The following is a 25232-nucleotide window of genomic DNA, read 5'->3' on the forward strand; positions in this document are numbered from 1 at the left end:
ATGAGAAAAAAGCGCATTAAGGCAAAATTATTGGCCTGTGTGTTAATATGTATGATACCAACGACTACTTTTGCTATGGGAAAGGATGATTTTTTTAGATATCTAATAGATTCTTCTTATCCAGAAGTAGAAACTGAAGATACTAATGAAGATAAAGATTCAGCAAGCGCAGATGATAAAGAGAATAGTGAAGAGAGTAGTGATTATATAAAAGTACACGTAGGAGAAGAAAATATACCGAGCTTAAATACAACAGATGATGAAAGTAATGCGAGTGAAGAAAGTATTTTAGCATTATCTAATCAATATAAAGATAATGTGAGAGTTACAAGTTCAAGCCCTAGAATGTTAATTTATCACACACATAGTGCTGAAACTTATTCAAATTCACCATCAGGTAACTACCACTCTGAAGACATAAAAAACTCAGTAATGCAAGTTGGAAGTTTACTAACAACAGAGTTGACAAATAAAGGGTGGGGTGTGATTCATACAACTAAATATCATGACTATCCATCATATAATGATTCATATTCAAATAGTTTGAGCACAGTAAAATCAATACTTTCACAATATAAAAGCGTAGATATAGCGATAGATTTACATAGAGATGCCGTTACAGAGGTAAATGATAAAAGTAACGCAAGTTATACAACGACTATAAATGGAGAAAAAGTTGCTCAATTTTGTTTTGTTGTAGGTATGAAAAATGAAAATGTTGATAAAGTAATGAAAATAGCAACTGACCTTACTAATTTAGCCAATGAGAAATATCCAGGTATAGCTAAACCTGTAGTAGAAAAACAATATGGTAGATATAATCAATATGTCGCAGAAAATGGTATCTTAATAGAAGTAGGATGTAATGCAACAAGTGTAGAAGAAGCTAGCGCAAGTGTTAAGTATATAGCTGATGTGCTAGATTCGTATTTTAAATAATCTTAAAACTCAGGTGTCTATAATGAGTCGCTTAGAAAAGAATTTTGAGAGAAGATACAAGATGCAAAAAAAAAGATTTATGCTAAAAGTTATCTTTATTATTAGTATGACGATTTTAACTAGTATATGCTTAATTATAGTATACGATAATGCTAACACCATGCTATGTAATAATACATTTAAGGAAGATAGTAAACTATATTTAGAAAATATAGAAACTTATATAAAAAATCAAATAAGTAATTTTAGATAAATATGAAAAATCAGATAAATAATTAATAAAATAAGACTTAGAATAATACTGAGTCTTATTTTATTTCTTTTATTTACATAAATGCGGATATATTATAAAATAAAAGCTATGATAATTAATAACAAGGAGGAATAAAGGTGGACAATAAACAAAGTAGAACTAGAAATTTCAGTATAATAGCACACATAGATCACGGGAAGTCTACCTTAGCAGATAGATTAATACAAAAAACAGGTCTTGTTAGTGATAGAGAAATGAAAGATCAGTTATTAGATAATATGGATCTTGAAAGAGAAAGAGGAATCACTATAAAGTTACAAAATATAAGACTAGTTTATAAAGCTAAGGATGGAAATGAATATTTTTTAAATCTTATAGATACTCCAGGTCATGTAGATTTTAACTATGAAGTATCAAGAAGTTTAGCAGCTTGTGAAGGAGCATTATTAGTAGTAGATGCAGCACAAGGTGTTGAAGCTCAGACTTTAGCTAATGTTTATTTAGCATTAGATCAAGATTTAGAAATATTGCCAGTTATAAATAAAATAGATTTACCAAGTGCTAGACCAGATGAGATTAAGTCAGAAATAGAAGATATAATAGGTCTTGACGCAAGTGAAGCGCCACTTATTTCAGCTAAGAGTGGGTTAAATATAGAAGATGTTTTAGAAAGCATAGTTAAAAATATACCAGCACCACAAGGAGATAAAGAAGCTCCATTAAAAGCATTAATATTTGATTCATATTATGATGCTTACAAAGGTGTTATAGCTTATGTTAGAGTTTATGAAGGTACTGTTAAAAAGGGTATGACTATAAAAATGATGAACACTAACAAAAGTTTCGAAGTAACTGAAGTAGGTGTTATGGCTCCAGGACAAAGAGAGCTTGACGAATTAGCTGCAGGTGATGTTGGATATATTGCTGCAAGTATAAAAGATATAAGAAGTTGTCAAGTAGGTGATACTATTACTGATGCAAATAATCCTACTGAAAATCCATTACCAGGGTATAAAAAAGCTACACCAATGGTTTATTGTGGAATATATCCAGGTGAAGGTGAAAAGTATGAAAATGTTAGAGATGCCCTTGAGAAACTTCAAGTAAATGATGCAGCTCTTGAATTTGAATCAGAAACATCTGCTGCATTAGGATTTGGGTTTAGATGTGGATTCTTAGGTCTTCTTCATCTAGAGATAATACAAGAAAGACTAGAAAGAGAGTTTGATCTTAACTTAGTTACAACAGCTCCTTCAGTTATATATAGAGTAACAAAAACTGATGGTGAAGTAGTTATGGTTCAAAATCCTGCAAACTTACCAGAAGTATCTGAAATTAGGATGATAGAAGAACCTATAGCTAAAGGCGATATAATAGTTCCTAAAGACTATGTAGGTGTAGTTATGGAATTATGTCAAGAAAGACGTGGAACTATGTTAAATATGGAGTATATAGATGAGAAAAGAGTTATGCTTCATTATGACCTACCACTAAATGAAGTTATTTATGATTTCTTTGATGCATTAAAATCGAGAACAAGAGGATATGGATCTTTGGATTATGAAATAAAGGGATATGTTCCATCTAACCTTGTTAAACTTGATATACTAATAAATAAGGAACAAGTAGATGCACTTAGTTTTATAGTACATGAAAGTAGAGCTTATCCGAGAGGTAAAGCTATGTGTGAAAAATTAAAGAATGAAATACCTAGACATCAATTTGCTGTACCTATACAAGCTGCAGTTGGAAATAAAGTAGTAGCTAGAGAAACTATAAGTGCTCTTAGAAAAGATGTTCTTGCTAAGTGTTATGGAGGAGATATATCTCGTAAGAAAAAACTTCTAGAAAAGCAAAAAGAAGGTAAGAAACGTATGAGACAAATAGGTTCTGTTGAAGTTCCGCAAAAAGCATTTATGTCAGTATTAAAATTAGATGATTAATATATAAATTTAAAGTAATAAAAGGCAGATACATAAATTCCTAGGATTTTATGTATCTGCTTTTTTACTATTTAAAATAAAATATATAAATGTATATAAAATAAATTCTATTTATAATAATAAAAACATTTATAAAAGAATTTAATAAGATAAGTTAGATATCGTATAGAATTATTAATCCTAATATTTCATAAGAAGCTGGTAATACTAAATATGTAAAAATATATAAACTTTATTAATTTTAGCAAGGAGGCAACTTATGAGTGATGGACTTAAAAAAAACTTAGGTTTTGGAACTGCGCTTTCAACAGTTGTAGGATTGGTGATTGGGTCAGGAGTTTTCTTTAAGCCTCAAGCAATATATTCTATTACTAATGGAGCTCCAGGTCTTGGAATAATTGCTTGGATTGTAGGTGGAGTTATAACTATTATGGCAGGACTTACAGCAGCAGAGATTTCAGCAGCTATACCTAGAACTGGTGGTATGATGGTATATATTGAAGAAATTTATGGGAAAAAGTGGGGATTTTTAACAGGTTGGATGCAAACTGTTTTATTCTTTCCAGGTACAATAGCTGCAATAGCTGTAATTTTTGCTCAACAATGTGCAGAATTATTTGGTTTTTCCTCAGCTAATATGTCAGTAGTACTACCTATTGCATTAGGAATTATAATATTACTAGCTATTTTAAATAATATAGGATCTTCTTTTGGTGGTGCTATACAAAACGTTGCAACTATAGGTAAATTATTACCTTTAATATTAATAATAATATTTGGATTTATAAAAGGGAAAGGAACAGGTAGTGTGTTTTCTCCTTTAGTTGGTCCTGGAGTAAATGCAAGTACAGCCATGGGACAAGTTTTAATAGCTACATTATTTGCTTATGATGGTTGGATTAATGTAGGTGCAATAGCTGGGGAAATGAAAGATCCAGGTAAAGATTTACCTAAGGCGATAGTAGGTGGACTATCAGCTGTTATGGCTGTTTATATAGTAATAAATTTAGCATATTTAAGAGTTGCTGATGCCTCAGAACTTGCATTAGTAACTTCACCAGCTACTTTAGTTGCAACTAGATTATTTGGTGATATTGGAGGAAGAATTATAACAATAGGTATATTAATATCTGTATTTGGTACACTTAATGGATATTTACTTACTGGTCCAAGAGTACCATACACTCTAGCTAAACAAGAAATAATACCTGGAAGTAAATCTTTGGCAAAGGTTAATGCAGGTGGCTCTCCTATAAACGCAACATGGTTAGTAGCATTACTTGCATGTATATATGCATTATCAGGGCAATTTAACCTACTAACAGATTTAACTGTTTTTACAATATGGGTATTCTATGTATTAACATTTATAGGTGTAATTAAGCTTAGAAAAGATAAGCCAGATTTAGATAGACCATATAAAGTGCCATTATATCCAGTAGTTCCAATAATAGCAATAATAGGAGGATTATTTGTTATCATAAATCAAATAATGACGGCGACTCTTATAGCTTTAGGAGGTATAATAATAACTTTAATTGGTTTACCGGTATACAGTTATATGTCTAAGAAAAAATAAAAATTATAAAATGAAGTTGTTATTTAAATATGTTTAATGGGTAAATTAAATAAAAGACTAAAATGTAAGTTCTATATTAAGAATCATTCAGGCTTATATTTTAGTCTTATTTTACTATAAAATATTATTGATTTTATAGTAAAATAAAGGGTATGGAAATATTTATCAATAAACAGTATGGAAGCAGGTGTAGAAATGTTTGGGTTATATATACATATTCCTTTTTGTGTAAAAAAGTGTAACTATTGTGATTTTAATTCTTTTAGATTAGATAAGGATTTAAAAAATAGATTTTTACAAGATTTAAAAAAAGAGATGAAATTATATAAAGAAGAATTAGAGAATGAAGCGGAGATTACAAGTATATTTTTAGGTGGAGGAACCCCGAGTATACTAAATGAAGAAGAAATTGAGTACATATTTAAATGTATAAACGAAAATTTCAAAATAAAAGAAGGTGCAGAGATCACTATTGAGTGTAATCCAGGGACACTTAATTTAGAAAAATTATTAATGATGAAGAAGGTAGGAATAAATAGACTTAGTATAGGCCTTCAAGCAACACAAGATAAGCATTTAAAATATATAGGTAGAATACATACTTATGATGAATTTGAGAAAAATTATAAAGAAGCTTTAAATGTTGGATTTAATAATATTAATATTGATTTAATGTATTGTTTGCCAAATCAAAGTTTTGATGACTGGAAGGAAAGTTTAGAAAAAATAACTAATCTAAGTCCAGCTCATATATCAGCATACTCTTTAATACTAGAAGAAGATACGGAACTATATAATATGTATAAGCGAAATGAATTCAAGCTTATGGATGAAGATACAGATATAGATATGTATGAGTATACTATTAATTACCTAAAATCTAAAGGGTATAATCAATATGAAATATCTAACTACTCTAAACCTGGATTTGAATGTAATCATAATATATTATATTGGAAATGTGGTCATTATATAGGTCTTGGACCAGGGGCATCAGGGTACATAAAAAATATTCGATATGGAAATTTATGTGACTTAAATGAATATCATACAAAGCTATTGAAAAATGAAAAACCTATAGAAAGTAAAGAGGTTATTAGTATAAAAGATGGTATAGAAGAAAAAATATTTATGGGACTTAGAATGAATGAAGGTATAAAGTTTGCTGATTTTAAGTCTGAATTTAATATAGATTTTTTAGAAAAATATAAAAAACAAATACAAGATTTAAGTGAAAAAAAATTAATTAAGTTAGATGATGATGGTATTGCGCTAACTCAAAAAGGTCGTGAAATTTCTAATTCTGTATTTATAGAATTTATGAATTAATATTAAAAGTGTTGACAAAATAAATTTATAGTGATATAAAATAAATATAATCTTTTTAGCACTCGAATTTAATGAGTGCTAACAGCAGGGAGGTGCAAGATGGAGTTAAATGAAAGAAAACTAAATATCCTTAAAGCTATAATTAAAGACTACATAGATACAGCTGAAGCTGTAGGTTCTAGAACTATATCTAAAAAATATAATCTAGGAGTTAGTGCAGCAACTATAAGAAATGAAATGGCTGATCTAGAAGAGTTAGGGTATTTAATTCAACCTCATACATCTGCTGGTAGAGTGCCAACTGAAAAAGGTTATAAGTTGTATGTAGATGCATTGATGGCAGCTAGCGAACTGAGTGATTCAGATAAAAAAATGATAGAGAAATGTGTTCGAGATAATATCGATCACATACAGAATCTTATTCATGAAACTTCTAAATTACTATCAGAGCTTACTAATTATACAACGGTAGGGTTTGCTCGAAACTTAGTAAATTACAGTACAATAAAACACATACAATTAGTAAGTATGAACGAAAATAACATATTATTAATTGTTGTTACAGACAAAGGTGATATAAAGAAAGAAACAATTTCAACAAAGGTTTATTTAGAGCAGCCGAAGTTAAATATTATATCAGATAATTTAACTAAGAAGCTTGGTGGAAAAACAATAACTCATTTAGATAATAAATTTATAGCATTTATAAAGCATGAAATAGGTGAGTATTCAACCCTAATTGATCAACTTATAAATGCATTAAACACAAACTTATCTAATGAAGAGTTATCTATGTCTCTAAGCGGGGCAACTAATATATTAAGTTATCCGGAATTCAATGATGTACTAAAGGCAAGATCTTTTTTTAATATGTTAGAAGAAAAAGAAAATATAGCGAAGATGACTAAATCTAGAGGTATATTAAAAGATAATGCTAATATAATAATTGGTAGTGATAATGAAGTTGAAGAAGCTCAAGAATACAGCATAGTTACAGCAACGTATAAAGTAGATGAAAACTCAGTAGGACGTATAAGTTTTATAGGACCTACTAGAATGGATTATTCTAGAATTTATTCTATAATAAGTTATATAAATTTACTGATTAATAATAAAAAATAAAAAATGAGGGGTGCAGTATCTTGGAAAAAAATATTCATCAAGATGAAAAAGATGCTTTAGTAAATGAAGAGTTAGAAACTCAAAACATTGATACTGAAGAATCTACTGAAACTAACCAAGATGATAATGTCATAGACATAAACTCAAGGTTAGAGGAAGAGAAAATGAGAGAAGAATTAGCACAAGAAAAAGATAAATATCAAAGACTACAAGCTGAATACTCAAATTATATAAGAAGAACTAATCAAGAAAAAGAAACGATTGGATTATTCGCAAATGAAAAAATAATAACTGAGTTAATACCAGTAATAGATAGTATGGAAAGAGCTGTACAAGCTTGTGACAACAAAGAAGATAAGTTATTTGAAGGAATAAACCTTGTTCATAAACAACTTATAGATACTTTAGCAAAATTTGGTCTAGAAGAAATAGAAGCTGAAGATGCTGAGTTTGATCCAAACTTACATTTAGCAGTAATGCAAGAAAGTGTAGATGGATTAGAAGCTAATAAAGTAATAATGGTACTTCAAAAAGGTTATAAGCTAGGAACTAAAGTTATAAGACCAACGATGGTCAAAGTTTCTTGCTAATTATAAATTTAAAATATTAATTAATAAAATAATTATAATGATAACAAATTACTCTAGGAGGATACAAATCATGGGAAAAGTAATAGGAATAGATTTAGGAACAACTAACTCTTGTGTTTCAGTACTTGAAGGTGGAGAACCACAAATAATAGCTAACACAGAAGGTATGAGAACTACTCCATCAGTAGTAGCTTTTACAAAAGATGGAGAAAGAATAGTAGGAGAACCTGCAAAAAGACAAGCAGTTACAAATGCTGATAAAACTATAATTTCAATAAAAACGCATATGGGAACAGACTATAAAGTTAATATAGATGGTAAAGGGTATACACCACAAGAAATATCAGCTATAATACTTCAAAAATTAAAATCAGATGCTGAAAGTTATTTAGGTCAGCCTGTAACAGAAGCTGTTATAACAGTTCCAGCTTATTTTACAGATGCTCAAAGACAAGCAACTAAAGATGCTGGTAGAATAGCAGGTCTTGATGTTAAGAGAATAATAAACGAACCAACTGCAGCGGCTCTTGCATATGGTATGGATAAATTAGATCAAGAAAAGAAAATATTAGTATTTGACTTAGGTGGAGGTACTTTTGACGTATCTATACTTGAAATAGGTGATGGTACTTTCGAAGTTCTAGCTACAGCTGGTAACAATAGACTAGGTGGAGATGACTTTGACCAAGTTATAATAGACTACTTAGCTGATGAATTCAAAAAAGCTGAAGGCGTAGATTTAAGAAATGATAAGATGGCTCTTCAAAGATTAAAAGAATCTGCTGAAAAAGCTAAAAAAGAATTATCATCAACAATGACTACAAACATAAACTTACCATTTATAACAGCTACTGCTGAAGGTCCAAAACATTTAAATATAGACTTAAGTAGAGCTAAATTTGATGAATTAACTGCTCATTTAGTTGAAAAAACTATGGAACCAACTAAGAGAGCATTACAAGATGCAGGATTATCTACATCTGATATAGATGATGTATTATTAGTAGGTGGATCTACAAGAATACCAGCTGTTCAAGAAGCTGTTAAGAAATTCATAGGAAAAGATCCTCACAAAGGTATAAACCCAGATGAATGTGTTGCAGCAGGTGCTGCTATACAAGCAGGTGTTTTAACTGGTGAAGTTAATGACTTATTATTATTAGACGTAACTCCATTATCATTAGGTATAGAAACTTTAGGTAATGTATTTACTAAAATAATAGAAAGAAATACTACAATACCAACTAAGAAGTCTCAAGTATTCTCAACTGCTCAAGATAACCAAACTGCTGTTGATATACATGTACTTCAAGGTGAAAGAAGTATGGCATATGATAACACTACTTTAGGTAGATTCCAATTAACAGATATACCACCAGCTCAAAGAGGTATACCTCAAATAGAAGTTACTTTCGATATAGATGCTAATGGTATAGTTCATGTTACTGCTAAAGACTTAGGAACTGGAAAAGAACAAAAAGTTACTATAACTTCAGGAACTAACTTAAGTGAAGAAGAAATAGAAAGAAAAGTAAAAGAAGCTGAAATGAATGCTGAAGCTGATAAGCAAAAGAAAGAAAAAATAGAAGCATTAAATCAAGCTGAATCTACTATATATCAAACAGAAAAAACTTTAAATGAAGTTGCTGATAAAATAAGTGCAGAGGATAAGGCTAATGTTGAAGCTGCAATAGCAGACTTAAAAGCTGTAAAAGATAAAGAAGATGCTACTGCAGAAGAAATAAGAAAAGCTATGGATGAAGTAATGAATAAATTCCAAAAAATATCTGAACAAATGTATCAAGCAGCAGCTCAAGAACAACAAGCTCAAGGTGGAGCTCAAGAAGGTCCACAAGATGATAACGTTGTAGATGCTGACTTCAAAGAAGTAAATGACGAAAAATAGATTACAAAAACAGAGTAATTTTATATAATATAAAATAGAATGTTAAATCTGTTAAAATAAAGAATAATAGCTTGTAGTTTTAATATTCTACAAGCTATTATTTTGTAGGATAAAGGTGGTGACAAAACTTGAGTACTAAAAGAGATTACTATGAGGTATTAGGTGTTAGCAAAGGAGCGGATGAAAAAGAAATAAAAAAAGCTTATAGAAAGCTAGCTATGAAATACCATCCAGATAGAAATCCTGATAATAAAGAAGCTGAAGAAAAATTTAAAGAAATAAATGAAGCGTATGAAGTATTATCAGATGAAACAAAAAGAAGAAATTATGATCAATTTGGTCATGAAGGAGTAAATGGACCAGGTGGATTTGGAGGTCAAGGCTTCGGAGGAGGTTTTGGCGGAGGAGGTTTTGAAGACATATTCGGAGATATCTTTGGTGATATGTTCGGAGGTGGATTTGGAGGATCAGGCCGCCAAAGAAGAAGAGGTCCTGAACGCGGAGATGATATAAGACAAAGTGTAACTATAGACTTTGAAGAAGCAGCTTTTGGTAAAAAAGTTTCTATAAAGATAAATAGAAGTGAAGAATGTGATGAATGTCATGGTACTGGAGCAAAGCCGGGAACTTCCAAGAAAACTTGTCCAACATGTAATGGTAGTGGAGAAGTTAGAACAGTTCAAAGAACTCCATTTGGTAATATAGCAAGCTCTAGAACATGTAGTGAATGTAATGGAGAAGGAGAAATAAATGAGTCTCCATGTAATAAATGTCACGGAAATGGAAGTACTAGAAAAGTTAAGACTATAGAAGTTGATATACCAGCAGGTATAGATGATGGTCAAATGATTAAACTTTCAGGTCAGGGTGAAGTTGGATCTAAAGGTGGACCTAGAGGAGATCTTTATATAGTTGTAAATATTAGAAAGCACTCATTATTTACAAGAGAAGGGTATGATGTATATCTTGAAATGCCAGTTTCATTTGCTCAAGTTGCTTTAGGTGGAGAAATAGAAGTACCGACACTAGATGGTAAGGTAGTATATAATATACCTGCAGGAACTCAAACAGGTACTGTATTTAGATTAAGAGAAAAAGGTATCCAAAGACTTAGAGGAAACTCAAGAGGTGACCAATATGTTAAGGTTGTAGTTGAAACTCCTAAGCATTTAACTGAAAGACAAAAAGAACTTTTAAGAGAACTTGCAAAAGAGTCTGGTGATGAAGTTCATGAAAAAAAGAGAACATTCGGACAGAAAATAGAAGATATGTTTAAGAAAAAATAATATATGAGATAATATTTAAAATAATAAAAATCTGTATTAGTAATTACTTTTATTTTATAAAGTAACTACCATACAGATTTTTTTATATGTTAGAAGATAGAATTAAAAACTAAATAATATTTTTAATTTGTATTAAAGAATATGATAAAAGATAATAATAATTATGATATAATAAAATTTACGGGAAAATAGGAAATTTAATAGTAAAGGATGTGCTTACATATGAAATGGATTGAAGTAACTATAAAAACTACTACGGAAGCAGTTGAAGCAATAACTAATATATTAGATGATTTAAGAACGGGCGGAGTAATGATAGAAGACCCTAAAGATTTCTTCTTCCAAAAGAAAAATGAATTAGACTGGGATTATGTTGAAGAAGAAGTGTTTAATAAAAGAAATAGTGATGGAGTGTTGATAAAAACATACATATCAGAAGAAAGAAACGTTATGGAATTAGTTGAAACTATAAAACAAAAAGTTTCGGCATTAACTAGATTTGGTATAGATATAGGAGAAGGTAGCGTATCTTTAGGACAAGTTAATGAAGAGGATTGGGCTAATGAATGGAAGAAATACTACAAACCAACTAAAATAGGTGAAAAGTTAGTTGTAAAGCCAACTTGGGAAGATTATGATGTTCAAGATGGAGATCTAGTAATAGAATTAGATCCAGGAATGGCATTTGGAACAGGTACACATGAAACTACAACTATGTGTATGAGAGAGTTAGAAAAGTACGTAAGAGAAGACTCTAAAGTATTTGATATTGGATGTGGAAGTGGAATATTAGCAATAGCAGCAGCAAAACTTGGAGCTAAAGATGTTATAGCGGTAGACTTAGATGAAGTGGCTGTAAAAGTAGCAGCAGAAAATGTTGCCCACAATAATGTGGAAGATGCTGTTAAAGTACTACATGGCAATTTAATAGATGTTGTAGATGATAAGGCCGATGTTGTAGTTGCAAATATAATAGCTGATATAATAAAAATACTTGCTAAAGATGTTCATAGTTGTATGAAAGAAGATGCTGTATTTATATCATCAGGAATAATACATGCAAAAGTTGATGAGGTAAAGGCGAGTTTAATAGAAAATGGATTTGAAATAGTTGAAGTAAAAACATTAGGTGAATGGAATGCAATAGTAGCTAAACTTAAGTAGGTGCAATATTATGGATAGATTTTTTGTTGAAAAGAGAAATATTAACCTAGATAATAATACTTGTATTATTGAAGGTGAAGATGTAAAACATATATCGAAGGTTTTAAGATGTAAAGTCGGAGAAAAAATAGAAGTATGTGATAAAGATAATAAAGAGTATATTTGTGAAATATCAAATATAAATAAAGATGTAGTAGAACTTAATATAGTTGATATGATTCAAATAAAAAGAGAAGCTGATGTAAGAGTTAAATTATATCAAGGTCTTCCAAAGGGACCTAAAATGGAAATGATACTACAAAAGCTTACAGAAGTTGGAGTAGATGAAATAATATTAGTTCAAACTAAAAGAAGTGTAGCTAAGGTTGATGAAAAAAAAGAAGACAAAAAAATCGAGCGTTGGGAAAGAATTATATATGAAGCAGCTAAGCAGAGTAAAAGAGGTATAATACCAAAGCTAATAGGTGTTTTAAGTTTTAAAGAGGCCTTAGAAGATATGAAAAATAATGACATGAATATATGTCCTTATGAAAATGAAAAAACTGTATCAATAAAAAAAGCTATAAAAAATGCAGATATAAAAAGTATAGGAATATTTGTAGGACCAGAAGGTGGAATTACGGAAGAGGAAATTGAAAGTGTTCAATCAATTGGATCTCATGTGGTTTCATTAGGTCCTAGAATATTAAGAACAGAGACTGCATCGGTGGTTGCATCGTCTATAGTTTTATATGAACTAAGTGACATAGGAGGAGATGAATAAAGTGAAAAAAGTAGCTTTTTACACACTAGGATGTAAAGTAAACCAATATGAAACAGAAGCTATGCTTGAAATGTTTAAAAAAGACGGGTATGAGCAAGTTGATAGTGAAGAATACGCAGATGTGTATGTTATAAATACTTGTACTGTAACACATATGAGTGATAGAAAATCACGTCAGTATATAAGAAGAATGAAAAAGAAAAACCCAAATGCCATAATAGCTGTTGTTGGGTGCTACTCACAAGTTTCTCCAGAAGAGATACTTGAAATTGAAGAAGTAAACCTTGTAATGGGGACTAACGAAAGAAGAACTATAGTAGAAGAAATAAAAAAATTAGAAGCTACTCAAGGTGATAAAAAAGCTAGTACTGTTGATGATATAATGAAGGTAAGAGCTTTTGAAGCAATTGAAATAAGTCAATCTAATGGTAGAACTAGAGCATTCATGAAAATTCAAGATGGATGTGATAGATTCTGTAGTTATTGCATAATACCTTATGCAAGAGGTGGAAAGGTAAGAAGTAGAGATATAGAAAGCATAGTTAATGAAGCACAAACTTTAGCCAATAATGGATATAAGGAAGTTGTATTAACTGGTATACATGTAGCTTCTTATGGAAAAGATTTAAGAGAAAGTAATTTAAAACTTTTAGATGTCATAAAAAGAATAAATGAAATTGATGGAATTGAAAGAATAAGAACAAGTTCAGTTGAGCCAATTTTGTTCACAGATGAATTTGTAAATGAAGTTGCAAAGATGGAGAAAGTATGTCCTCACTACCATTTATCTTTACAGAGTGGATGTAATGAGACATTAAAAAGAATGAATAGAAGATATACTACAGAAGAGTATAAAGAAATTGTTGACAAATTAAGAAAGAAAATACCTAATGTAGCAATAACTACTGATGTAATAGTAGGTTTTCCTGGAGAAACTAATGATGAGTTCAACAAAACATATGATTTTTTAAGGGACATAGAACTTTCACAAATGCATGTGTTTAAGTACTCACCTAGAAAAGGTACTCCTGCTGCTACAATGGAAAATCAAATAGATCCACAAATAAAACAGTTTAGAAGTGAACAACTTATAAATTTAAGTAAAAGTAATTTTAATAAATTTGCAGATAAATTTATTGGAACAGAAATGGATGTATTATTTGAAACTAATGTATCAGAAAATAAATATGAAGGATTAACTCCTAACTATATAAGAGTAGTTGTACAAAGTAATGATGATATTCATGGTCAAATATTAAAAGTCAAATTAACAGAAATAAAAGATGAATATGTAGAAGGAATTTTGGTATAAGATGTAGAAATATTACTTCTTGTATGGATAGGAGGTGTGAAAAATGAGCTGTATATTTTGTAAAATTATAGAAGGTGAAATACCATCACAAAAGGTTTATGAAGATGAAAAAGTAATCGCATTTAATGATATAAATCCAGTAGCACCTTATCATATATTAGTTGTTCCTAAGAAGCATTATGAAAGCATAATTGATATAAATGAAAATGAGATGGAAATAGTTGCACATATTCATAATGTAATAAATAAAATAGCTAATGAAAAAGGCTTTGATAAAGCTGGATTTAGAATAATTAATAATTGTGGTAATGATGGTGGTCAAGAAGTTAAGCACATTCATTATCATATATTAGCTGGAAAGAAATTACCTTTATATGAAGCTGAGAAACAACAATAAACTTAAAAATGTATTCTTCTTTACGAAAAATACTTGATAAAAGTATATTTTTAGTTTATAATAAACAAAGTGTGAGGTTGTAATGCATATTATGCAGATTATAATCGTAGTTACAGTCCCAGCATAATTCGCGCTATCGGAGGGAGGGAAAAAGAAATGTCAGAAGTAAGAGTAAGAGAAAATGAAACATTAGACAGTGCTTTAAGAAGATTTAAACGCCAATGTGCTATGTCTGGCATCATGTCTGAAGTTAGAAAAAGAGAGCACTATGATAAGCCAAGCGTTAGACGTAAGAAAAAGGCTGAAGCTGCAAGAAGAAAAAACGCTAAAAAATAGTAAGAAAGAATAAAGAGGTGAAGGGAATGTCCCTTAGAGAAAAGTTACAAGAAGATTTAAAGTCTTCTATGAAGAACAAGGATACAGTAAAAAAGTCTGTAGTAACTTTAATAAGAGCTTCTATTAAGCAATACGAAGTAGACAATAGAGTTGAACTTAGTGATGATGAAATCATTGATTTAATTGCAAAGCAATTAAAGCAACGTAGAGATTCTTTAGTTGAATTCAAAAAAGCTAATAGAGATGATTTAGTAAGTGAAACAGAAGCTGAAATCGAAGTTTTAAAAGAGTACCTACCTCAACAGTTAAGCGAAGAAGAATTAAATGAAATAGTAAAAGCTACTATATCTGAAGTAGGAGCTACTTCAATGAAAGATATGGGCAAAATCATGGCAGCTATAAAACCTAAAACAAAAGGCAGAGCTGACGGAAAACTTATAAATGAGTTAGTTAAAAATAACTTACAATAGATTAAAAGTCTAGAGATTATCTCTAGACTTTTTTATATTTAATAAAAAGAAAATAATCATAATAAACACATCTTGTACATATTTATTAAATAAAATAAAGTTATAAGAGGTGGGAAAGTTTGATAATATCAATAAAAGAAATTCGAAATTTTCTTATAAGTATATTAATACCTATACTTGTAGGTTATTGTAGTTCAGCTATAGCAAACATTTTAGCTGGAATCAATATTAGTACATATTACTCTCAACTTATAAAACCTGGATTTGCACCTCCTAGCTATATATTTCCAATAGTATGGATTATATTATATACATTAATGGGGGTATCATTATATAAAATAATGAGAAAAGGATCGGATTTATATAAAGTTAGAGATGCTATGTTTTATTATTGGCTGCAGTTATTTTTAAATTTCATATGGAGTATTTTATTTTTTGGGCTAGATTTAAGGTTTACATCTTTAGCGGTTATATTAATTATGATAGTAATTGTATCAATAATGGTATATAAGTTTTACAAGCTTGATAAGCTTGCAGCATATATCAATATACCGTATATAATTTGGTTATTTTATGCAGCATTTTTAAACTATTTTATTTGGGTAATTAATAGATAGAGTTTTAATGAAAAGGGAATGTCTTAAAGTGTTTTAATTTGTTTTGAGACACGCCCTTTTCTACTAGTATTTAATAATGTCTAAAATAAATATAGTTCTTGAATATAGATATATCTTGCATCTATTGTAATATAGATACCTTTATTTAAGTTTACTTTACCTAAATTATCTTTAAAATTATATTTGAATTTATAAGATTCAGGAATATTCATATAAGAATATATATTTAAATAGTCTTTATCAAAAACTAAATAATCAAATTCTTCTTGCAGTTTTTCTTTAAGGAAATTATCAGAAAATAGTTTTGCATCATCGTTAGTCATAGTTGGGGCTATCTCTAAAGAATCTTTTAGAATTTGATACATATAGAAAACTGATGAGTCTTTATCTGATATTCTAATTTTTATTGATCTATCATCGAAATTAAAGAAGAATTGATAAAATCTATTATTAGGATCGTTTTCAAAGAAAATCTCGTAATTTTCATCATAAATATGTTTGTTTTTTAAAGGATAATCAAAGAAAAATTCAGCTGACTCCATACATATATCTCTAAAATTATTTATAAAATCATCAGATGTTCTAGATATATTTTCATTATTAACTCCTTTAGAAAAATTAAAGTTTAATATTTTTGCATTGTTAAATTTTTTTATAGGAAAAATATAGTTCATACAAGATGTAAAACCAAAATAGCTATAAATTAATTGGTTTATAAATTGAGTGCAATAAGAATTATTTATTTTTGATTTAAGTAATTTTAAGTCTGAAATAATTTCAAAGAATAATCTGAATAATGTGCTTAAGTTTTCATTAAAATTTTTATTTAAATCTATTATATCTACATTCTCGGGAATTAGCACATCTTTATATAAATATTCATATACATAACACAGAGTTCTAATATCTTGTAAGTTCTCATTTTTCATATTTATGAATAATTTTTTCCATTGTAAGTCGTTATATTTTAAAAGTTCGTTAATAAGAAAGTTACAACAAATACATTTATGAACAATAGATGTAAGGTTTTTTTTCATACAGCCACTCCTTTCTAAGTGATTATAAAGATTGTATATAGTTAGTTTATTCTAAATACAAATATATGTTTACAAAGTAAATACGAGTAATTTAAGTGAGTTAACAACATAGAATATATTAAGGAGGTATGCCGATGATTGATATATCAGCTGATTTACAAGTTACTCAGCCTACAATAACTGTTGTTGGAAATAAATTTGTTAGTATAGAAAATTATTTATCTATAGTAACTTATGATACCAATTTAATAAAGATAAAGACTAAAATAAAAACGATAAAAATATCCGGTGATAATCTTTTATTGAAATATATAACTGATGGTGAGATAGGCATTAAAGGAATAATATACAGCATAGAGTATATAGATTAGGAGGAGATACAATTGATAAGCTATATAAGGGGATACTATGTGATAACGTTAGAAGGAGTGGAAATAGAAAGATTTTTAAATTATCTTATAAGAAACAATATAAATGTCTACAATGTAGGTAGAATTAGCTCGACTAAAATACAATTTTGTGTAGACAGAGAAGATATGAAAAGATTTAAAAATGCATATAGAGGAAGTAATTTTAAAATTAAAGTAAAACAAAAGACTGGAATTCCTTTTATAATAAAAAGGATTTATAAATATAAAGGCATGTGGATTTGTGCAATAATATCATTAATGATACTAATGGCTACTTCGCAGTTTGTAACAGATATATATATTGATTGCCCAGAGGGGATAAAGCAAGAAGAGGTAAGGAAAGAACTTTATAAATTAGGCCTTAAACCAGGTATATATAAAAAAAATATAGATAGAAAGAAAATTAGAGATAGTGTAATGGTTACATTTGATGAAATTGCTTACATCTCTGTGAATGTAAAAGGAACTAATGTATTTGTAACTATAACTAAAAAAGCAGAAACATTGTCATCTCAAGAGCAATCAAATTATTGTAATATAATTGCGGAAAAAAGTGGTATAATAGAAAAGGTAATACCTAGAAGTGGTAATGCAGTAGTAGAGGAAGGTACTATAGTTCAAAAGGGTGACTTGTTAGTAAGAGGTTCAAATACAAAAGCTTTGCCAGAAGTTTGGGCTACGACTTTTTATGAGGTTAAAAAAAGTGCAAGCTATATTGATACTAAACAAGAAAAAACAGGAAAAAGTAAGAATATATATACCATAACTTTCTATGATAAAAAATTCGATATTAGGAGAAATATAAAATATAAGGACTATATTATTGAAAATAAAGAACTAAAGTTAACCTTAGGAAATTATACTTTTCCACTTAAAATAAATATAAGTACTTTTCATGAAGTTAATAATGTAAAAATAGAAAAAAATGAAGCTGAATTAAAGGAAGAGTTAAGACAACAAGCTTTGAAAGAGCTTGACTACATAATACCTGCTTCTGCAAAGTATACCGATGTAAAAGACGAATATAAAGTAAATAAAAATATGTTAGAATATTTAGTAACAGTACATACTAGTGAAAATATTTCACAAGTTTATAATCTTAGTAAATCAGAAGCAGAGCAGATGATAAAAGATGAAAATAAAAAAATTGAAGAATCTGGAGAAACAGTTCCTTCTAATCCTGATAAAAGAATGATAGATGATATAAGAAATGAATTTCAAGATAAAGAAGAGAATAAAGAAAATGAAGATAATAAGGATTCTAATAATAATTAAAACTAATAAATTTGAGGAGGACTAAGTCTATTGATAATACAAAAGAAATTCATAGTATCAGAAGAAAAGTTTGAAAGAGAACTATTTGGGAATTTTGATGAAAATGTTAAATTAATAGAAGAAGCACTAAATATAGATGTTATCTTAAGAGAAGGCAATATAGTTTTAATGGGTGAAGAGAAAAATGTTGACTCTGCACTTAAGCTTATGAATGAGCTTCATCAAGCTGTATCTAATGGTAGAACTTTAGATAAGCAAAATATATCTTATTCACTGTCTCTTTTATTAGAAGGAAGTGAAAATAAGATAAAAGAGCTAGAAAATACAGTTGTAATAACTCAAAAAGGAAAATCAATTCAGCCTAAAACTTTAGGACAAAAAGAGTATATTAAATTAATTGAAAATAATGATATAACTTTTGGTATTGGACCTGCTGGAACAGGTAAGACATATTTAGCAGTAGCTATGGCTGTAAAAGCTTTCAAAAAAGATGAAGTTAGTAGAATAATACTTACAAGACCAGCAGTAGAGGCAGGAGAAAGTTTAGGATTTTTACCAGGAGATTTAAAAGATAAAGTAGACCCGTATTTAAGACCTTTATACGATGCACTATTTGATATGATAGGTCCTGATAAGTTTAATAAATATTTGGAAAGAGGTACTATAGAAGTTGCGCCTCTTGCGTTTATGAGAGGTAGAACACTTGATAATGCATTTATAATCTTAGATGAAGCTCAAAATACAACTCCAGAGCAAATGAAGATGTTTTTAACTAGACTTGGATTTGGATCAAAGGCTGTAGTGACAGGAGATATTACTCAAACTGATTTACCTAATAAGAACAAAAGCGGTCTGATCCAAGCTAGAAAGGTTTTAAAAGATGTTCCTGGAATTGGAGATATAACTTTAAGTGATAAAGATGTTGTAAGACATGAATTAGTACAAAGAATAATAAGAGCATATGATAAATTTGATAAAGAAGAAGAATTAAAAAGAGAAAAAACAAAAGAAAGACTTTCTTCAAAAAATAATAAATAGATAAGGAATAAGTAGGTGTAAGTATGAAACTTATAATAGACGATAGACAAGATAAACTTCAAGTTAGTGAAGAACTTATAGAGAAAATAAAAGATATAATACTAGAATGTTTAGATTATGAAGGATATGATGATGACTATGATATAAGCTTATCTTTTGTAGATAATAAAGAAATACATGAGTTAAATAAACTATATAGAGGAATAGATAGACCTACGGATGTATTATCATTTCCTATGTTAGATGAGGAACTTGATTTTGATATTGAGTTGGAGGAAAAATCACTAGGTGATATAGTTATTTCCTTAGAGAGAGCATTTGAACAAAGTGTAGATTATAATCATAGTTTTGAAAGAGAAGTTTGTTTTTTAGTATGTCATAGCATGTTCCATCTTTTAGGATATGATCATGACACAGAAGAAAATACAAAGGAAATGAGAGAAAAAGAAGAATACATACTAAACAAGTTAAGCATAACAAGGGAGTAATTTTATGAAAGTAAAAAAAACTCGACAAGGTATAATTAAAGCTTTTAATGCGGCTATTGAGGGTATAATATACACCTTCAAATTCGAGAGAAATATGAAGATTCATTATTGCTTAGCTGCAGCAGTTTTAATAGGAAGTTTATTCTTCAAATTAAATAAAGTTGAAATGTTAATACTACTGTTTTCTATTAGTTTAGTAGTTATAACTGAAATGTTCAATACTGCTATAGAAAAAACTATAGATATGGTAACTGATGAATATCATCCTCTTGCGAAAATAGCGAAGGATGTTGCAGCAGGTGCTGTTGTAATTGCAGCACTTAACTCTGTTGTTGTTGGTTATATGTTATTTTATGATCAATTAACAGATATATCTAAATCTTTAATTTTTACAATAAGAAAATCTGAACCACATGTAACTTTAATATGTATAGTATTAGTGTTAATATCAGTAGTAGTAGTAAAGGCACTTACTTCTACAGGAACTCCTTTAAAAGGTGGAATGCCAAGTGGTCACGCAGCATTAGCATTTGCTATGGCAACCGCAATAACTATGATGACAGAAAGACCAGTAGCTGCAACCTTAGCTTATATAATGGCTATATTAGTTGCTCAAAGTAGAATAGAAGGTAAAATACATACTTTTTGGGAGACAATTGCAGGTGCATTACTAGGTATACTAATAGGTATTCTAGTTTTCCAAATAAAAATAATTAACTTTTACTAAAATAATTAATAATTAAAGTAGCCTAAATATATTGTGCACAAATACTAATACAAAAAAAGAAGTCTACATGACTTCTTTTTTTATGTTATAATGTAAGGTACTAAAGAAAGATGATAATAATAATTATAGTAAGAATATTTGTTACTTATACCTTATAATATAAATTTATATAGATGAAAGTATGATAAAAATATATGAAAGTAGCATAAAAGAATTATTACCATATTACTTCATAGGAAGTGACTTTAAAAAATAATAATTGATGACAAAAGATAGGAGACTTATAAATGTTTAAATCAGGATTTGTTAGTATAGTAGGAAGACCTAATGTTGGTAAATCTACTCTTATGAATAATGTAGTAGGAGAAAAAATTGCAATAATGAGTGATAAACCTCAAACTACTAGAAACACTATACAGGCAGTGTTTACAGATGAAAAATGTCAAATTGTATTCTTAGATACACCGGGTATTCATAAACCTAAAACTAAATTAGGAGAATATATGGTTAAATCTGCAACAGATGCATTTAAAAATGTTGATGTAGTAATATATGTTGTAGATGAGTCTAAAAAAATAGGACCTGGAGATAGAAAAATAATAGAAGACTTAAGAAGTGTAAAGGCACCTGTTATTCTTGTAATAAATAAGATAGATCAATTACAAGAAAGTGAAGTGTTTGATTTAATTAAGATGTATCATTCAGAAGGAGTATTTAAAGAAATAGTACCAATATCAGCTCTTAAGGGTAGAAATGTAAAAGAATTAATCAAAGTAGTACAAAATTACTTAGAAGAAGGTCCAAAATACTTCCCAGATTATATGATAACTGATCAACCAGAAAGAGTATTAGTATCTGAGCTTATAAGAGAAAAAGTACTTCATTATGTACACGATGAAATTCCTCATGGTGTTGCGGTAGAAATAGAAAAAATGAAATCTAGAAATGATAAACAAATAGTTGATATTTCTGCAGTTATATATTGTGAAAGAGATTCTCATAAAGGTATAATAATAGGGAAGAATGGTAGAAAATTAAAGGGTATAGGTAAATCAGCTAGAGAAGATATCGAATTACTTTTAGGTTCTCAAATAAATCTTCAACTATGGGTTAAAGTAAAAGAAAATTGGAGAAATTTACAAAATTATGTAAGTAATTTTGGATATACTGATAAATAAGGGTGGATTATATGGATAGGAAACAAGATATTTCCAAGGATTTACTAAGTGAAGTTAAGTCTTTAATTGATAACAATAAAATATTGGAGTTAAGGGAATTACTTGAAGAGTATCATATAATAGATATATTCGATATAATGGAATATCTAGATGAAGATATGAAAGTTAAGTTATTTGAGGTACTTCCAATAGATATGTCAGCTTCAATATTAGAAGAATGTGATGTTGAATTATTTAAAACAATATTATCAAAATTAGATATAGAACATCGTAAAAATATATTAGAATTAATGTCTCTAGATGATATGGCAGATATGTTAAGTCAATTAGAAGAAGACGAAAGACAAGGCGTAATGGAACTTTTAAGCCAAGAAGATGCAGATGATGTAAAAGAATTATTAATATATGAAGAAGATTCTTCTGGTGGAATAATGACTACAGGATATATAGAAGTAAACAAAGATATGACAGCTAAAGAAGCTATAGAACATCTGAGAAAGAATGCATTAGATGCTGAAACTATTTATTATATTTACGTTGTAGATAATGACGAAAAATTAGTTGGAGTTATATCTTTAAGAGAATTAATAACAGCAAGGGATTCTAATATTGTTGAAGAACTGATGAGTGAAAATATCATATCGGTATATGTAGATGAAGATAGAGAAGAAGCTGTTAGATTAGTATCAAAATATGACTTGTTAGCTATTCCTGTAATAGATAGACATAAAAAAATAAAAGGTATAATAACTGTAGATGATATAATAGATGTAATGGAAGAAGAAGCTACAGAAGATATGTATAAGTTTGCGGGTTCATCAGAACATGAAGTGGAATTAATAGAAAAAATTAATCCTACGCCAAGAGAACAAATTTTTTCTTCTGTTAGAGCTAGAATTACATGGCTTATAATTACCTTAATAGGAGGATTAATATCTACAGCTATAATATCTAATTTAGACTTCATAACTAATCCCAAATATGCACCGATAATATTTTTTATACCAGTAGTAATCGGTATGGGTGGAAATATAGGAACACAATCGTCAGCTCTAACTGTTATGACATTATCAAATAAAAATTTAGACTATACAAATGTTATAAGAGAAGGGGTAGTTGGGATTATTACAGGTATATTATGTAGTATTATAATAGCAGTAGCAGCGTTTATTTTTATAAAAGATAAAGGTATTGTTTTAGTTGTATCACTATCTTTATTTATAAATATGATAGTAGGTGCGATGATTGGTGCATTTATGCCAGCATTATTGAAGAGAATGGATGTAGATCCATCTATAATTTCAGCACCGTTAATATCAACTTTACTTGATATTACAGGAGTAACTGTGTATTTTATAATAACTTCTCTTGTATTGTCAAAAATTGTATAATAACTTTTAACAACTTTATGTATTATTTACCCTCTTCTTACTTAAAATATAAATATAATCGTAAGAAGGGGGTTTTTAAAAATGAACAATTTGTGTTGGGATATTTTTAAAAAGACTGGAAGTATAGAAGCCTTTTTATACTTGAACGATTTTAAAAACATCAATGAAGAAAATAATCAGTCGAGGGAGATAGATAGCAATTATGATAATCTTGAACACCCAAGGGATAGTTCTTAAAGCCGTTAGGTACAAAGAAAATGACGTAATCTTAACCATATTTACAAGAAAATTGGGGAAAATAGCTGCAATGGCTAAAGGGGCAAAAAAAAATAAAAGTTCATTGCTTTCATCATCGCAGCTCTTTTCTTATTCAAATTATACTTTAAAAAAATATGGTAATATGTACAGAGTAAGTCAAAGTGATGTAATAAAAAGTTTTTATGACTTATCTTATGATTTAGAAGCATTTTCATATGCTACGTATATTACTAAATTAGTCGAATCATCTACATTAGAAAATCAAACTAATAATAGATTATTTGTATTATTAGCTCAAACTTTATATTTATATACTCAAGAAAATATAGATAAGCAATTTATAACTAGAGCGTTTGAATTAAAGTTTTTGGATTACATAGGCTTTAGACCAATTGTGAATAGGTGTAGTAATTGCGGTTCTAAAGATAATCAAGAATATGTTTTTAATTCATATGAAGGTGGAATATTATGTAAAACATGTAGTACTATTTTTGATGAAAATCAAAAAATTGATATAACAACTGTAAAGCTTATGGAATATATATTAAGTAATGACATATTAAGATGTAGCAAAGCAAAAGTGTCAAAATATATTATCTATGAGTTACATCGTATACTAAAACAGTATCTTATGATTTATATTGATAATATTAATTTTAAATCGCTACACTTATTACATGAAATAGAAAATAATAAGGGAGTTGATAATTATGAGTAGCAAAATAACCATAGAAAGTATAGATGCAGTATATCAAAGAATACCTAATGCTACGTATTCTGAAGCAAAAGAAGCATTACAACAATGTGATGGAGATGTTTTAGAAGCAATAATACTCCTAGAATCTAAAAAAGGAACTTCTGGAGTTAAGAAAGCTAAAAAAACAGTTGAAGATGTATTTGGAAAAGATGGAGAACAAATAAAATTTCAATTAAAAGAACTTCTTAGAAAAAGTAGTGTAATAAGAGTAATAGTAGATAAAAATGGAAAAACTATAATTAATATACCTTTAACAGTAGGAGTAGTAGGTCTAGCTTTAGGTCCATTAGTTACATTAGCAGGATTATCTGTAGCTATGATAGGGAAATGTAATATTAAAGTAGAAAATGAAGATGATGGAACTACTGTTGATTTAGGAGAATTAACTGAAGAAAAATTAAATATATTAAAAGATATGATAAGCCACGCGGCTAAAGACGTAAAAGATGTCGTTAATGAGAAAAATAAAGATGACAAAGACATAACAGATGAACTTATAAAGGAAACAGAAATTCAAAAAAAAGAAGATAAAGAAGAATAATAGATATTATCTATCTATATTGACAAATTTTGAATGATTTGATATTCTAAAAGTTATAAAAGAACTCTTAATGAGCCTTTCGTGTAGACGAAAGGCTTTGTTATTATTATTAAACTACGATGTTTA

27 protein-coding genes are annotated in these 25232 nt (G+C 28.8%); 26 read left to right on the plus strand and 1 reads right to left on the minus strand.

Annotated features, from left to right (window positions below):
• The 16 genes from spoIIP to HF520_RS03225 all read left to right on the plus strand — a co-directional run bounded on the left by spoIIP (position 1) and on the right by HF520_RS03225 (position 16006).
• Complete coding sequence (spoIIP, locus tag HF520_RS03150) at positions 1–939, plus strand: stage II sporulation protein P (RefSeq protein ID WP_168572638.1); 939 nt, start codon at positions 1–3, stop codon at positions 937–939.
• 61 nt (positions 940–1000) lie between these two features.
• The gene (locus HF520_RS03155; protein WP_168572639.1) at positions 1001–1192 is read left to right on the plus strand and encodes a hypothetical protein; all 192 of its coding nucleotides are present in this window, start codon (positions 1001–1003) and stop codon (positions 1190–1192) included.
• Between the two features lie 137 nt (positions 1193–1329).
• Positions 1330–3135 (plus strand): translation elongation factor 4, encoded by a 1806-nt coding sequence (gene lepA, locus HF520_RS03160; protein WP_168572640.1) that lies wholly within the window; start codon positions 1330–1332, stop codon positions 3133–3135.
• 259 nt (positions 3136–3394) lie between these two features.
• Positions 3395–4714 carry an APC family permease gene (locus tag HF520_RS03165; RefSeq protein WP_168572641.1) on the plus strand — a complete coding sequence of 440 codons (1320 nt, stop codon included), beginning with the start codon at positions 3395–3397 and terminating at the stop codon, positions 4712–4714.
• A gap of 195 nt (positions 4715–4909) precedes the next feature.
• Entirely contained in the window at positions 4910–6043 is a 1134-nt protein-coding gene (gene hemW, locus HF520_RS03170; protein ID WP_168572642.1) for a radical SAM family heme chaperone HemW, read from the plus strand.
• A 99-nt stretch (positions 6044–6142) separates the two neighbouring features.
• Entirely contained in the window at positions 6143–7165 is a 1023-nt protein-coding gene (hrcA, locus tag HF520_RS03175) for a heat-inducible transcriptional repressor HrcA (protein WP_168572643.1), read from the plus strand.
• A 20-nt stretch (positions 7166–7185) separates the two neighbouring features.
• Positions 7186–7755, plus strand: coding sequence for a nucleotide exchange factor GrpE (gene grpE / locus HF520_RS03180; RefSeq protein ID WP_243155185.1), 570 nt, complete (start codon positions 7186–7188; stop codon positions 7753–7755).
• 70 nt (positions 7756–7825) lie between these two features.
• Positions 7826–9661 (plus strand): molecular chaperone DnaK, encoded by a 1836-nt coding sequence (gene dnaK / locus HF520_RS03185; protein WP_168572644.1) that lies wholly within the window; start codon positions 7826–7828, stop codon positions 9659–9661.
• A 128-nt stretch (positions 9662–9789) separates the two neighbouring features.
• The gene (dnaJ, locus tag HF520_RS03190; RefSeq protein WP_168572645.1) at positions 9790–10947 is read left to right on the plus strand and encodes a molecular chaperone DnaJ; all 1158 of its coding nucleotides are present in this window, start codon (positions 9790–9792) and stop codon (positions 10945–10947) included.
• A 222-nt stretch (positions 10948–11169) separates the two neighbouring features.
• A complete protein-coding gene (gene prmA / locus HF520_RS03195) occupies positions 11170–12111 on the plus strand; it encodes a 50S ribosomal protein L11 methyltransferase (protein ID WP_168572646.1) in 942 nt (313 codons plus the stop codon).
• A gap of 10 nt (positions 12112–12121) precedes the next feature.
• A complete protein-coding gene (locus HF520_RS03200; RefSeq protein ID WP_168572647.1) occupies positions 12122–12874 on the plus strand; it encodes an RsmE family RNA methyltransferase in 753 nt (250 codons plus the stop codon).
• A gap of 1 nt (position 12875) precedes the next feature.
• Positions 12876–14186 carry a tRNA (N(6)-L-threonylcarbamoyladenosine(37)-C(2))-methylthiotransferase MtaB gene (mtaB, locus tag HF520_RS03205; protein ID WP_168572648.1) on the plus strand — a complete coding sequence of 437 codons (1311 nt, stop codon included), beginning with the start codon at positions 12876–12878 and terminating at the stop codon, positions 14184–14186.
• Between the two features lie 43 nt (positions 14187–14229).
• Positions 14230–14583, plus strand: coding sequence for a histidine triad nucleotide-binding protein (locus tag HF520_RS03210; protein WP_168572649.1), 354 nt, complete (start codon positions 14230–14232; stop codon positions 14581–14583).
• Positions 14584–14739: 156 nt separating this feature from the next.
• Positions 14740–14919, plus strand: a complete 180-nt coding sequence (rpsU, locus tag HF520_RS03215) for a 30S ribosomal protein S21 (protein ID WP_071121214.1) — start codon at positions 14740–14742, stop codon at positions 14917–14919.
• Between the two features lie 26 nt (positions 14920–14945).
• Complete coding sequence (locus tag HF520_RS03220; protein ID WP_168572650.1) at positions 14946–15389, plus strand: GatB/YqeY domain-containing protein; 444 nt, start codon at positions 14946–14948, stop codon at positions 15387–15389.
• A 119-nt stretch (positions 15390–15508) separates the two neighbouring features.
• Positions 15509–16006, plus strand: a complete 498-nt coding sequence (locus tag HF520_RS03225) for a TspO/MBR family protein (RefSeq protein ID WP_168572651.1) — start codon at positions 15509–15511, stop codon at positions 16004–16006.
• 80 nt (positions 16007–16086) lie between these two features.
• Here the strand turns inward: HF520_RS03225 and HF520_RS03230 are convergent, their stop codons facing one another.
• Positions 16087–17043 carry a hypothetical protein gene (locus HF520_RS03230; protein ID WP_168572652.1) on the minus strand — a complete coding sequence of 319 codons (957 nt, stop codon included), beginning with the start codon at positions 17041–17043 and terminating at the stop codon, positions 16087–16089.
• Between the two features lie 134 nt (positions 17044–17177).
• On the opposite strand from HF520_RS03230, the gene HF520_RS03235 reads away from it, so the two are divergent.
• The 10 genes from HF520_RS03235 (at position 17178) to HF520_RS03280 (ending at position 25106) form a co-directional block, all read left to right on the plus strand.
• Complete coding sequence (locus HF520_RS03235) at positions 17178–17414, plus strand: YabP/YqfC family sporulation protein (protein ID WP_168572653.1); 237 nt, start codon at positions 17178–17180, stop codon at positions 17412–17414.
• A 39-nt stretch (positions 17415–17453) separates the two neighbouring features.
• Positions 17454–18728 carry a sporulation protein YqfD gene (gene yqfD, locus HF520_RS03240; RefSeq protein ID WP_243155186.1) on the plus strand — a complete coding sequence of 425 codons (1275 nt, stop codon included), beginning with the start codon at positions 17454–17456 and terminating at the stop codon, positions 18726–18728.
• A 30-nt stretch (positions 18729–18758) separates the two neighbouring features.
• A complete protein-coding gene (locus HF520_RS03245) occupies positions 18759–19766 on the plus strand; it encodes a PhoH family protein (protein WP_168572655.1) in 1008 nt (335 codons plus the stop codon).
• Positions 19767–19789: 23 nt separating this feature from the next.
• Positions 19790–20254, plus strand: a complete 465-nt coding sequence (ybeY, locus tag HF520_RS03250; RefSeq protein WP_168572656.1) for an rRNA maturation RNase YbeY — start codon at positions 19790–19792, stop codon at positions 20252–20254.
• Between the two features lie 4 nt (positions 20255–20258).
• Complete coding sequence (locus HF520_RS03255; RefSeq protein ID WP_168572657.1) at positions 20259–20981, plus strand: diacylglycerol kinase; 723 nt, start codon at positions 20259–20261, stop codon at positions 20979–20981.
• A 287-nt stretch (positions 20982–21268) separates the two neighbouring features.
• The gene (gene era / locus HF520_RS03260; protein ID WP_168572658.1) at positions 21269–22159 is read left to right on the plus strand and encodes a GTPase Era; all 891 of its coding nucleotides are present in this window, start codon (positions 21269–21271) and stop codon (positions 22157–22159) included.
• 11 nt (positions 22160–22170) lie between these two features.
• Positions 22171–23550, plus strand: coding sequence for a magnesium transporter (mgtE, locus tag HF520_RS03265; protein ID WP_168572659.1), 1380 nt, complete (start codon positions 22171–22173; stop codon positions 23548–23550).
• An 81-nt stretch (positions 23551–23631) separates the two neighbouring features.
• On the plus strand, positions 23632–23787 hold the full coding sequence (locus tag HF520_RS03270; protein ID WP_168572660.1) for a YqzL family protein: 156 nt from the start codon (positions 23632–23634) through the stop codon (positions 23785–23787).
• Complete coding sequence (gene recO / locus HF520_RS03275) at positions 23753–24526, plus strand: DNA repair protein RecO (RefSeq protein ID WP_168572661.1); 774 nt, start codon at positions 23753–23755, stop codon at positions 24524–24526. The genes HF520_RS03270 and recO overlap by 35 nt, the downstream gene beginning before the upstream one ends.
• Positions 24519–25106, plus strand: a complete 588-nt coding sequence (locus HF520_RS03280) for a DUF4342 domain-containing protein (protein WP_168572662.1) — start codon at positions 24519–24521, stop codon at positions 25104–25106. Before recO ends, HF520_RS03280 begins: the two co-directional genes overlap by 8 nt.
• Positions 25107–25232: the final 126 nt, after the last annotated feature.

Origin of the sequence: Romboutsia sp. CE17 (assembly GCF_012317385.1) — a bacterium.
In the GTDB taxonomy this organism is placed as follows: domain Bacteria; phylum Bacillota; class Clostridia; order Peptostreptococcales; family Peptostreptococcaceae; genus Romboutsia_E.

Coding starts and splice junctions, on each gene's coding strand:
- spoIIP (WP_168572638.1), top strand. CDS start 1: ATGAGAAAAAAGCGCATTAAGGCAAAATTATTGGCCTGTGTGTTAATA.
- HF520_RS03155 (WP_168572639.1), top strand. CDS start 1,001: ATGCAAAAAAAAAGATTTATGCTAAAAGTTATCTTTATTATTAGTATG.
- HF520_RS03165 (WP_168572641.1), top strand. CDS start 3,395: ATGAGTGATGGACTTAAAAAAAACTTAGGTTTTGGAACTGCGCTTTCA.
- hemW (WP_168572642.1), top strand. CDS start 4,910: ATGTTTGGGTTATATATACATATTCCTTTTTGTGTAAAAAAGTGTAAC.
- hrcA (WP_168572643.1), top strand. CDS start 6,143: ATGGAGTTAAATGAAAGAAAACTAAATATCCTTAAAGCTATAATTAAA.
- dnaK (WP_168572644.1), top strand. CDS start 7,826: ATGGGAAAAGTAATAGGAATAGATTTAGGAACAACTAACTCTTGTGTT.
- prmA (WP_168572646.1), top strand. CDS start 11,170: ATGAAATGGATTGAAGTAACTATAAAAACTACTACGGAAGCAGTTGAA.
- HF520_RS03200 (WP_168572647.1), top strand. CDS start 12,122: ATGGATAGATTTTTTGTTGAAAAGAGAAATATTAACCTAGATAATAAT.
- HF520_RS03210 (WP_168572649.1), top strand. CDS start 14,230: ATGAGCTGTATATTTTGTAAAATTATAGAAGGTGAAATACCATCACAA.
- rpsU (WP_071121214.1), top strand. CDS start 14,740: ATGTCAGAAGTAAGAGTAAGAGAAAATGAAACATTAGACAGTGCTTTA.
- HF520_RS03220 (WP_168572650.1), top strand. CDS start 14,946: ATGTCCCTTAGAGAAAAGTTACAAGAAGATTTAAAGTCTTCTATGAAG.
- HF520_RS03230 (WP_168572652.1), bottom strand. CDS start 17,043: ATGAAAAAAAACCTTACATCTATTGTTCATAAATGTATTTGTTGTAAC.
- HF520_RS03235 (WP_168572653.1), top strand. CDS start 17,178: ATGATTGATATATCAGCTGATTTACAAGTTACTCAGCCTACAATAACT.
- ybeY (WP_168572656.1), top strand. CDS start 19,790: ATGAAACTTATAATAGACGATAGACAAGATAAACTTCAAGTTAGTGAA.
- HF520_RS03255 (WP_168572657.1), top strand. CDS start 20,259: ATGAAAGTAAAAAAAACTCGACAAGGTATAATTAAAGCTTTTAATGCG.
- era (WP_168572658.1), top strand. CDS start 21,269: ATGTTTAAATCAGGATTTGTTAGTATAGTAGGAAGACCTAATGTTGGT.
- mgtE (WP_168572659.1), top strand. CDS start 22,171: ATGGATAGGAAACAAGATATTTCCAAGGATTTACTAAGTGAAGTTAAG.
- HF520_RS03270 (WP_168572660.1), top strand. CDS start 23,632: ATGAACAATTTGTGTTGGGATATTTTTAAAAAGACTGGAAGTATAGAA.
- recO (WP_168572661.1), top strand. CDS start 23,753: ATGATAATCTTGAACACCCAAGGGATAGTTCTTAAAGCCGTTAGGTAC.
- HF520_RS03280 (WP_168572662.1), top strand. CDS start 24,519: ATGAGTAGCAAAATAACCATAGAAAGTATAGATGCAGTATATCAAAGA.